This window comes from Polaribacter gangjinensis (assembly GCF_038024125.1).
In the GTDB taxonomy this organism is placed as follows: Bacteria; Bacteroidota; Bacteroidia; order Flavobacteriales; family Flavobacteriaceae; genus Polaribacter; species Polaribacter gangjinensis.
Genome location: NZ_CP150662.1, coordinates 1,508,917 through 1,520,587 on the forward strand (window position 1 = coordinate 1,508,917; position 11,671 = coordinate 1,520,587).

General features: G+C 35.8%; 7 protein-coding genes. 6 read left to right on the forward strand and 1 reads right to left on the reverse strand.

Annotated elements, in window-relative coordinates; genetic code table 11:
• The first annotated feature begins 224 nt into the window (after window positions 1-224).
• From WHA43_RS06770 to WHA43_RS06795, 6 genes are all read left to right on the forward strand, one after another.
• The gene (locus WHA43_RS06770; RefSeq protein WP_105046334.1) at window positions 225-2,465 is read left to right on the forward strand and encodes a polyribonucleotide nucleotidyltransferase; all 2,241 of its coding nucleotides are present in this window, start codon (window positions 225-227) and stop codon (window positions 2,463-2,465) included.
• A 350-nt stretch (window positions 2,466-2,815) separates the two neighbouring features.
• Entirely contained in the window at window positions 2,816-3,622 is an 807-nt protein-coding gene (proC, locus tag WHA43_RS06775) for a pyrroline-5-carboxylate reductase (RefSeq protein WP_105047318.1), read from the forward strand.
• Between the two features lies 1 nt (window position 3,623).
• Complete coding sequence (gene proB / locus WHA43_RS06780) at window positions 3,624-4,400, forward strand: glutamate 5-kinase (RefSeq protein WP_105046335.1); 777 nt, start codon at window positions 3,624-3,626, stop codon at window positions 4,398-4,400.
• Window positions 4,401-4,439: 39 nt separating this feature from the next.
• Window positions 4,440-5,639: a glutamate-5-semialdehyde dehydrogenase gene (locus WHA43_RS06785; protein ID WP_105046336.1), complete on the forward strand. Its 1,200-nt coding sequence runs from the start codon at window positions 4,440-4,442 to the stop codon at window positions 5,637-5,639.
• Between the two features lie 99 nt (window positions 5,640-5,738).
• Window positions 5,739-6,647 carry a mechanosensitive ion channel family protein gene (locus WHA43_RS06790; protein WP_105046337.1) on the forward strand — a complete coding sequence of 303 codons (909 nt, stop codon included), beginning with the start codon at window positions 5,739-5,741 and terminating at the stop codon, window positions 6,645-6,647.
• Window positions 6,648-7,008: 361 nt separating this feature from the next.
• The gene (locus WHA43_RS06795; RefSeq protein ID WP_170039529.1) at window positions 7,009-10,428 is read left to right on the forward strand and encodes an Ig-like domain-containing protein; all 3,420 of its coding nucleotides are present in this window, start codon (window positions 7,009-7,011) and stop codon (window positions 10,426-10,428) included.
• Between the two features lie 279 nt (window positions 10,429-10,707).
• Here WHA43_RS06795 and WHA43_RS06800 read toward each other — a convergent pair whose 3' ends face one another.
• A complete protein-coding gene (locus WHA43_RS06800; RefSeq protein WP_105046339.1) occupies window positions 10,708-11,625 on the reverse strand; it encodes a hypothetical protein in 918 nt (305 codons plus the stop codon).
• Between the last annotated feature and the right edge of the window lie 46 nt (window positions 11,626-11,671).

Consider the following 11,671-nt stretch of genomic DNA (forward strand, 5'->3'; position numbering starts at 1 on the left):
GTTTTTAAAAGAGGCACTGAAAATGTGCCTCTTTTGTTATCAAAAAAATAAGTAAGCATACTTTCCAACACTGTTTTTTTCAATATCTTAGTTGCTTTAAAATAAGTTTTAAAAAAACAGCATAAAAAAACTTCAAAAATAGTAACAGCATTTTTGATTTTCCATGGCAAACAACCACAACACAACAACAACAAACAAATTAAAAAATTTATTAGTAAACATTTATGATTCCAAAAGTATTTAGAGAGGTCATTGACCTTGGAGATGGAAGAACCATCTCCTTAGAAACCGGTAAATTAGCGAAACAAGCGCACGGTTCAGTTGTTGTTCAAATGGGTAATGCCATGTTATTATGTACCGTAGTTTCTTCATACAAAGAAAGCGGATTAGATTTCTTTCCATTAACTGTTGATTATCGTGAAAAATTTGCCTCTGCAGGTCGTTTTCCTGGAGGATTTTTCAAAAGAGAAGCACGTCCTAGTGATGGTGAAGTATTGACAATGCGAATTGTAGACCGTGTTTTACGTCCATTGTTCCCATCAGACTATAGAACAGAAACACAAGTAATGATTCAGTTGATGTCTCATGACGAAAATGTAATGCCTGATGCTTTAGCAGGATTAGCAGCTTCTGCAGCAATCCAATTATCAGATATTCCCTTTGAATGCCCAATTTCTGAAGTTCGTGTAGGAAGAATTAACGGTGAATTGATCATCAATCCAAATCAAGCACAATTAGAATTGTCGGATGTAGATATGGTTATTGGTGCATCAGAAGATTCTGTAATGATGGTTGAAGGCGAGATGAAAGAAATTTCTGAAGAAGAAATGGTAGAAGTAATCCGTTTTGCCCACGAAGCTATTAAAATCCAATGTAGAGCACAAGTACGATTGGCAGAGGCTTTTGGTAAAAAAGAACCTAGGACATATACGCCTGCAAAAACAGACGAAACGATTGCTGCAAAAGTAAGAGAATTAGCCTATGACAAAATTTATGCAATTGCAAAAGGAGCTCATAGTAAAAAAGACAGAAGTGATGCTTTTTCAGCTGTAAAAGATGAAGTAATTGCTGCATTTACTGAAGAAGAATTGGCTGAAAATGAAGGTTTGATTAAAACCTATTTTTATAAAGTTGAAAAAGAAGCGGTAAGAGAGTTGACCTTATCAGAAGGTTTGCGTTTAGACGGAAGAAAAACTACCGATATCAGACCTATTTGGTGTGAAGTAGATTATTTACCATCAGTTCATGGTTCATCTATTTTTACACGTGGAGAAACTCAAGCGTTAGCAACCGTAACTTTAGGAACTTCAAGAGAGGCAAATCAAGTAGATATGCCTTCGTATCAAGGAGAGGAAAAATTCTATTTGCATTATAACTTCCCTCCTTTTTCTACAGGTGAGGCACAACCTTTACGAGGCACTTCACGTAGAGAAATTGGTCACGGAAACTTGGCACAACGTGCTTTAAAAAATATGATTCCTGCAGATTGTCCTTACACTGTAAGAATCGTTTCTGAAATATTAGAGTCAAACGGATCATCCTCTATGGCAACTGTTTGTGCAGGAACTATGGCGTTGATGGATGCAGGAGTACAAATGGTAAAACCCGTATCTGGTATTGCTATGGGATTGATTTCTGATGGAGAGCGTTTTGCAGTATTGTCTGATATTTTGGGTGATGAAGATCACTTGGGTGATATGGACTTTAAAGTAACTGGTACTGCTGATGGAATTACGGCTTGTCAGATGGATATGAAAATCAAAGGGATGCCTTATGATGTAATTATCCAAGCATTGAAACAAGCACGTGATGGACGTATTCATATTTTAGGTAAGTTGACAGATACGATTGCTGTACCAAACCCAGAAGTAAAAGCTCATGCTCCAAAAATCATCACAAGAACAATTCCTAATAGTTTGATTGGTGCATTTATTGGTCCAGGTGGCAAACACATTCAAGAATTGCAAAAAGAAACTGCAACTACCATTGTTATCAATGAAGACCCAACTACTGGAGAAGGTATTATTGAAATTTTAGGTACCAAACCAGCAGGTGTTGAAGCGGTTTTGAAACGTTTAGAATCAATGCTTTTCAAACCAGAAGTTGGCAATGTATATGAAGTGAAAGTAATTAAAATGCTTGACTTTGGTGCTGTTGTTGAATATACAGCTGCTCCTGGAAATGAAGTATTATTGCATGTAAGTGAATTGGCTTGGGAACGCACAGAAAACGTTACAGACGTTGTGAATTTAGGCGATGTTTTTGAAGTGAAATATTTCGGAATTGATCCTAAAACGCGCAAAGAAAAAGTATCTAGAAAAGCAATTTTACCAAAACCAGAAGGTTACGTAGCAAGACCACCAAGAGAAAATAACGATCGTCCAAGAGACAACAATCGTGACAATCGCGGTCGTGACAATCGTGGGCGTGATGATCGTAAACCAAGAGAGCCAAGAAGAGACTAATCTTTAACGCTTCCTTATATTCTAAAAAGACTGTTTATATAAACAGTCTTTTTTTTGTTCAATACATTTTTACAAATAGATGATAAGAAGTTCATAATCAATAAAATAATGTGTTTTAAAAACAGTTTTTAAAATAAAAAGCTGTTTTTCCCACATTTGTCACTGACAGCCTGTCACCAAAACTAAGGCCTCATTTTTCAATATGATAGCTGCTGTATGAATCTATTTTGAAGTTCGTAACAAAACAGCGTATTTGGTGGCAATCTCTTAATTCCTGAAATTTCTTTATTTTTTTGGCACTATTGCACAGTCCTTGCGGCATTATTGATGTAAATAAAACAAAAGATCAAATGAAACTATTAGTAATAGGCGCAGGAAATATGGGACTCACCTACGCCGAAAGCATGTCCAAATCTACCTTATTAGGGAGTAAAAGACTTAAAATTTATGATACTGATCCCAATAAAATTGCAGCTCTAAAAAAAGAAAATCATTTTGAAGTTTATACAGATTTAAAAGACTGTTTGCCGAGTGCAGACATTGTCTTTATCGCTGTAAAACCCTATCACAGTGCTACCCTTTTTGAAAACATGATTCCGTATATCCATCAAGAGCATATAGTGGTTTCTTTAATGGCAGGTGTCAATATTCAAACCATTCAAGATAGTTTGGGCATTAAAAAAGTAGTAAGAACCATGCCTAATTTACCTGCTAAGGTGGGTAAAGGAGTTACCTCTTACACAGCATCCAAAGAAGTATCAAAAGTAGAATTGATGAGTATTCGTCATTTTTTAGATACTACAGGAACCTCAATTCATGTACAAACCGAAAAATTTATTGATGCATCAACCGGAATTTCAGGAAGTGGTCCTGCTTATGTGTTTTACTTTATGCAATCCATGTTGGAAGCTGCTCTCAAAATGGGCTTTTCAGAATACGACTCAAAAGTATTGGTTAGCAATACATTTGAAGGTGCTATTGAACTTTTCAGTCAATCTGATTTATCTCCTGAAGGATGGATTAGTCGAGTTGCCTCAAAAGGAGGAACCACTCAAGCAGCCATAGATTCTATGGACGATAATAATGTAAAACAACTCATTCAAGATGCTGCCTATGCTGCATTTGATAGGGCTGTTGAATTAGGAAAAGACTCATAATATGGAAGACACAATCAAACGAATCGTAGTAAAAGTAGGAACCAATGTATTGACCAACAAGGACAACAGAATTCAAGGTCCTATATTAAGAGAATTGGTGAGGCAAATTGCCGTTTTGTACGAAAGAGACATTCAAGTAATTTTAGTTTCATCGGGCTCAGCCATTGCAGGAATTGAAATTTTAGGCGATACCAAGATAAAAGACAAATCACAAAGACGACAGGTTTACTCATCTGTTGGTCAACCAAGAATCATGCGTCGCTACTACACGCTTTTTCAGGATTTCGGAATGCGTTGTGGACAAGTATTGGCGACCAAACGAGATTTTGATCCGGGTAAGTATCGTGAAAATATGATCAATTGTTACGAAGGATTGCTTTCAGAAGGGGTTATTCCGATTGCCAACGAAGATGATACCGTTTCTTTAACCACTTCCATGTTTTCTGATAATGATGAATTGGCAAGTTTGATTGCTGAATTGTTAGATGCAGATCGATTGATTATTTTATCGGATACAGACGGATTGTTTACTGGTCATCCTGATGATGAAGATTCTGTAAAAATCAATGTGGTTACTACAGATCAAAAAGTAGAACATTATGTGCAATCGTCTGATAAAAAAGAAGGTGAAGGTCGTGGTGGAATGGCTTCTAAATTAAAGGTTGCCAAAGGTACTGCTCGAAAAAATATCCCCACTTATATCGCCAATGGTAAAAAACACAACGTAATTGTTGACATTATCGACCACAAACAAATAGGGACTAAATTTATTTTATAACGCCTATTCTATCATTTTTATAACCTTAAAAAACTCTATATGAAACTCATACCTAGCCACCTAAAAAACAATGTACTTGAAACGATGATACATCTATTAGATTGTAAAAGAGAGGAAATTATCGCTGAAAACAAGAAAGATTTAGCTGCTTTTGATCAAGAAGACAAAGCGCTTTATGATCGATTGGTGGTGAATTCAAAAAAAGTAGATGAAATGATTAAAGCCATCAAAGAAGTCCAAGCGCAATCAGACCCTGTTGGCAAAGACATTTCTAATATTACTTTAAATAGTGGCTTACACATCATCAATAAAACGGCTCCTTTTGGAACTATCATGATTATTTACGAATCCAGACCCGATGTAACAATTGAAGCTGCTGTATTGGCATTTAAAGCAAACAACAAAATTTTATTAAAAGGAGGTAAAGAAGCATTTCATAGCAATCGTATTTTAGAACAATGTTGGCACGAAGCTTTAACAGCAAACGGACTTGAAAAAGATTGGATTCGCTTATTGCATTTGAACAGAATAGAAACTCAATCATTTTTAAAAAACCCGCCTGAAAAAATAGATTTGATTGTACCACGTGGTGGAGAACGTTTGATTCAGTTTGTAAAAGAGCACGCTACTTGTGCTGTGTTGATAAGTGGAAGAGGAAATAATTTTTTGTATGTTCATGAAGATGCAGATTGGGAAAAAGCCATGAGCGTAATTCTCAATGCAAAAACTCATAAAATATCAGGATGTAATGCCCTTGACAAAGTATTGATTCATGAAGATATTGCCCAATTTCCTGAAAAACTCAAAGCACTTAAAAACATGCTTGATGAACATCAGGTAGCGATTTTAACAGATGACGCAACTTCAAAAATACTAAATGATGTCCCAACAATTAACTCAGAGACAATTTGGTATGAGGAGTTTTTAGCAATGAAAATAGTAGTGGCAAAAACAAGCAGTTTAGAAGAAGCTGTACAAAAAATCAATCGATATTCTGGGGGGCATTCTGCAAGTATTATCACTGAAAACAAAGATACTGCCCTTACATTTATGCAGCAGGTGGACAGTGCTGCTGTATATCACAATGCCTCAACTCGCTTTACAGACGGAGGGCAAATGGGTGTTGGTGCTGAGTTGGCAATAAGTACGGATAAGTTGCATCACAGAGGTCCTTTAGGACTGAAACAATTGGTTACTAATAAATATTATGTTTTTGGTGATGGACATGTAAGGGTGTAAACTAAAGCTTCATTACAAATTCTAACTATCTCCCACTTTTATCAAAACTCAAAAAATAGTATCTTTGAATTTCTCACACCTAAAAATCAACATTGATACATGATCTCTTTACTTATTAAAAACTTCGATCTCAGCAAAACGTTTGAAAAAGTAGTAGAAAAAATGTATGGTTGGGGCGAATCGATTATTTTAAAACTTCCCAACTTTATACTCGCAATCATTGTTTTTACAATCTTTTGGTACGCTGCCAAATATGTGAGCACCTTTATCAAAAATGTGGTTTTAAAAAAGGTTTCGCAAGAATCTATCAAAGTGATTTTAGGCCGCACTTCGTCTATCATCATTACCCTGATTGGATTTTTCACTGCTTTAGCCATCTTAGATTTAGACCAAGTACTCACCTCTGTACTTGCAGGTGCAGGTGTGGTTGGATTGGCGGTTGGTTTGGCATTGCAAGGCACATTACACAATACCTTTTCTGGTTTTATCTTGTCTTTTTTACCCAATATTCAGATTGGAGATTGGATTGTGTCTAATGGTCATGAAGGTCAAGTAACAGACATCAATTTACGAAATGTAACCATTAAAGAGGCAGATAATAATTTGGTTGCTATTCCGAATTCTAAAATTATTGATGCACCTTTTAAAAATTACAGTGCTACCAAACGCTCTCGAATTACCATTACTTGTGGTGTTGGTTATGAGAGCAATTTAGAGGATGTGAAAAAAATAACCATTCAAGCAATTGCAGGTATTTTTAAACAAAAACCTCAAGAAGAAATTGAATTTTTTTACACTGCATTCGGAGATAGCTCCATCAACTATATGATTCGTTTTTGGACAGATGCCACTGGTAAAAGAGAGATTTTAGAGGCGCAAAGTAATGGCATTATGGCCATCAAAACGGCTTATAATTCTCATGCTATCAATATTCCGTTTCCAATTCGTACGTTAGATTTTGGTAAAAACAAATTCCAATCTGAAACGATAACAATTCAAAAAGCGTAAACCAGTTTCCTTTGGTTGTTAGTTTATGGCTTAGGAAAGCCATTTTAAAAAATGGTTGCCTGTTTTTTTGTTGGTTGGTTATTGGAGCTTCGCATTTTTATTTTCTTTTAAAATATATTCGTGGGTTCTTTAGCATATACTTTCTGATGCCTTTTGTTTGCTTGGAAAACCTTTCATTTCATTGCTCTATTCACTTCATTTTTATATGATTGTAATTTTCAAATGATTTTTTTATATATTTGCAACCTTTCACGTTCATTATAATTTTAATCAGACTTTTAATCACCCCTAAACCCACACCCTAAAAATGATTAAAAAGCATACCCCTAGCATTACTAGTATACTAGTAATACGTAAAAGAATGGCATCTTTGTGTGCACTTTTTTTACTTTCCTACAATGTATTTGCACAAACAAACGCAAATTCCATTACCTATTTTGAAGATTTTAATTCGCAAGGATATCCTACGAATCTGCCCGTTGGAAGCTATTGGACATTTCACAATGAAATATATCCAAACCAAGTTTCATGGACCGATTTTATGCCTGGTGACGGTTATGCCTATTTAACGGTAGATGCCGATATCAGTAATGATTTGGATTGGATTCATCCCTTTCAAACCCTCGAATTTGGTGGTGTTGCCCAAAACCATCGCCTAGAAGTTCGTATGAAAGGTGCCGTTGTTGATGGCGGTTTGGTCGGATTTCTTTTTACCTACAATCAAGAAGGAGAAATCTTTAACGAAGTAGATATTGAGGTTGTTGCAAGAGATAGCGCAGTTCCTTGGCATGAAACTCTCCCTTTTAATGGAGGTTGGACAGATGCTCGATACAACACTTGGGGCAACGCCAATGAAAACACCAACCAACCTTTTACGGGTACTATGAAACCTGTGGTGAATCAACTGAATGAAAAAATATCATTGATTGATGATGAATTTCATATCTACACCATTGACTGGAGAGAAGACAAAATAGACTTTTTTATTGATGGTGTTTTGCAAGAAACCATCACTACTAGCATTGCAAAAGGAGTCTCTGAGGTTATCATCGGATTTCGTCAATTGCCTTGGGCAGGAGCCTTTAATTGGGGAGGTACACATACAATGGTTATTGACTATTTAAAAATTGAACCTTTAGAAAGCATCACTTTTGCTACGAATGATAAGTATACCATGGTAGAAAACACTACGCTTTCTATGGATGTCTTGGCAAACGATTCATCCAATACAAGTATTGTTGCTTTTGATGCTTTGAGTGCACAAGGATTTCCAGTTAGCAATACTGCCTCATTATTAAGCTATACCCCTGCAACTGGTTTTATCGGTCAAGATAGTTTTACGTATACCCTCGAAGATGCCAATGGAGGGCAAGCAACTGCTACTGTATTTATTACTGTAGAAGCCTATGTTGCGCCTCTTGGTGCCGTTGATGATGCCATTACTGTGGGCGTCAATAGTGCCAATACTCCAATTGATGTAACTGCGAATGATGCCTATGGTCCTAACGGAGTGCATCCTTCTCACCCATTGACTTTGCCTGGAGGTAAATTGGTTACTGCAAGTGCCAATGGCGGAGATATTGCCGTAGTTGATGGTAAGGTAAACTACACCCCAAAAGCCGGATTTGCAGGGATTGATACTTTTGTGTATACCATTACAGATGGCAATGGATATGCTGACCAAGGATTGGTTACTATCACTGTTGGTGGTGCTGTGGCTGCTGTGGCTGTAAATGATGCTTTTGATGTAGTAGTTGATACAGCTACTGCTTTAGATGTTTTAGCAAACGATACTACCAATACTACCATAGTTTCTTTTGATGTAACTAGTGCCCAAGGTTTTGTAGTTTCAGGAACTGTTTCAAATGTAACCTATACTCCAACTGGAGGATATCTAGGTGAAGATAGTTTTAGTTATACCATTCAAGATACTAACGGAAATCAATCTACTGCTACAGTTACGCTAACTGTAAAAGCCGCTGTGGTTTCAGCTGGTGTGCTGAATGCTGTAGATGATGCTATTACTGTGGGCATCAATAGCGCCAACACCCCTATTGATGTGGTTGCTAACGACAATTATGGAGTAAATGGCCCTAACGCCACACATCCTTTGACCTTACCCGGAGGGAAATTAGTAACTGCGAGCGTTCATGGAGGAGATATTGCCGTGGTAAATGGCAAGGTAAACTATACTCCTAAAACCGGATTTACAGGAGTGGATTCTTTTGAATATACTCTAACAGATAGCAAAGGATTTGCAGACAAAGCAATTGTTAGCATTACTGTTGGTGGTGCAGTAGCAGCTGTGGCTGTAAATGATGCTTTTGACGTAGAGGTTGATACAGCAACCCCCTTAAATGTTTTAGCCAATGATACTGCCAATTCTACCATAGTTTCTTATGATGTAACAAGCGCACAAGGTTTTTCCGTTTCAGGCACTAGCTCATTGTTGACCTATACTCCTACTGGAGGATATGTTGGACAAGACAGTTTTAATTATACCATAGAAGATGCCAATGGAAACCAATCTACAGCTACAGTTACCCTTACTGTAAAAGCAGCTGTGGTTTCAAGTGGTGTACTCAGCGCCGTGAATGACGCAGTTACAGTAGGTATCAATAGTACCAACACTCCTATTGATGTTGTTGCTAACGACAATTTTGGTGTCAATGGCCCTAACGCAACGCATCCTTTGACACTGACAAATGGTAAAATATTCCATGCAAGTAATAATGGTGGGGACATCAGCGTAGTCAATGGAAAAGTAAATTATACGCCTAAAGCAGGCTTTGCAGGTATTGACACTTTTACCTATACGCTTACCGATTCAAAAGGATTTGCTGCTCAGGGGATTGTAACAGTAACTGTTGGAGGAAACGTATCTGGTGTTGCTACAAACGATGCTTTTGATGTGATCTTGAATACGGCTACTAATTTAGACGTATTGGCCAACGATACTGGTACAGGTTTGTATATTATTTCTTATGATGCTAATAGCCTTCAAGGATTTTCGGTTACCGGTAACTCTTCTTCGTTAACTTACACTCCAACTGGAGGTTTTTTAGGAACAGACAGTTTTTCTTATACTATTGCCGATGCAAATGGCGATGAAACCACTGCCATAGTTACCCTTACTATAAAAGAAGCCGTTGTTGCTAGTGGCCCTTTGAATGCTGTGAACGATGCTATTACCGTTCAACCTGGAAATTCTAATACCATTATTGATGTGCTTGCCAACGATAGCTTTGGCGCCAATGGCCCTAACGCAACGCATGCACTGACCTTAACCAATGGTAAAATATTTCATGCGAGTGTAAAAGGCGGAGACATTGCCATAGTAAACGGAAAAGTTACCTATACTCCTAAAAACGGTTTTACAGGAATTGATTCTTTTGATTATACGATTACCGATGCAAAAGGTTTTGCAGATACAGGCTATGTTACTGTAACTGTGGGAGAAGCTCAATCAAAAACAGCTATCAAAGATAACTTTGAAGCTAGAAATGATGCAACTGAATTTGGCCTCAAAGAGAATAGCTTTTCAACGTATCCAAATCCGTCTAAAGGATATTTAAAAACAACCTTATTCAGTACACATACCACCCAAGCAACCGTATTGTTAATGGATGTTACCGGAAAAGTTGTATACAGCAGCACAATGACCTTGCAAAAAGGAATGAATGCATTTGAAATGACTGTTTCTTTGGCTCCCGGAATTGTGTTGATGAAAGTAATCAGTTCGGAAGTGAATTTTGGAACTCAAAAGATTGTTGTTCAATAAGTTTAAAGTTTTTTCTTTAAGTTTTATTGAAATTAACAATTAGAATAGTTTAAGAATATAATTGAAATTTTAGATAAAATTTAGCTATGTTTTATCTAAAATTTCAATTAATTCCTTTTATCGTTTTTGGTAGGTTAAAAAATTACTCCACTAAAACAAAATCCCCTTGAGAAACCTCATTACAACTCAAATCTTGACCTTTCTCGCACTGTAAAAATAAAAGTATAATTGAAAGAACCAATACTACCTTTAATTTATTACTATTTATTTGTTTCATAATTATTTTGTTTTTAAATCAATATTTATGAGTTTCACCTCAGAATCAATAGAAACTATATAAGAATCTACCTCTAAATCAGTAAAAGTAGCCTCTCCATTTATAATTTTTTTTGTGAAAATTACTTTCCCATTTTTATTAATTGTAACCGTTTTCCCTTCTTTATTTGATACTACCTTTATGGCTCCACGAGCATAACATACAGCATCTTTTTTGTAAAATAAAGTAGGTGTGGGAACTTTCTGTACAAATACTATGTAATTGTTTAAACTCGATTCATCCTCAGACAAAACCTCATACAGTATTTCGGAGGTGAAATTAACTGTGTTTTCTCCTGATTTTTGTAAAACTCTATTTTTTAATAATTTAGCTCCTTTACTTACATTAAAAATTGGTTTTAATAAGGTTAGATCATTAATATCATAAATATTAATTGATATCTTTCCATTATTAATTGATGATGATACCGTTTTTATATTCATAAAATCAAAAGTTAATACCTCTGCTTTATTATTTAATGTAGGTTCTGCAATGCTATAAGATTGAAATAAATTCCCCTTGTGTTCATTTACATTAAATGAAATTTGTTTACTTACTTCAATGACTTTGTCATTGGTGCTGTCATATAATTTAAATTTTATTACCTCACCTTGAGTATTTGAAAATACTGTAAGATACGCATAATAGTTATTTTTAGAGGCTACATATGTTAGTCCACTTACACCTCTACATGTATTGCCAAAAAATGCTGCTACTTTATCATTTGCACTCACTAATTGTTTACCATTAGCATTTAGTTTTGCTAAAAAGGTCATAGAGTACTGATATGTATTTTCATCAACTTTCCAACTTGGTACTTGAGCTACAACTAAATTTGATATTAAAAAAAATTGAATACATAAGAAAGTTATTATTTTCATATTTTAAAATTTACTTCATAAAAATGATGCTACAATTTTTGCTGAA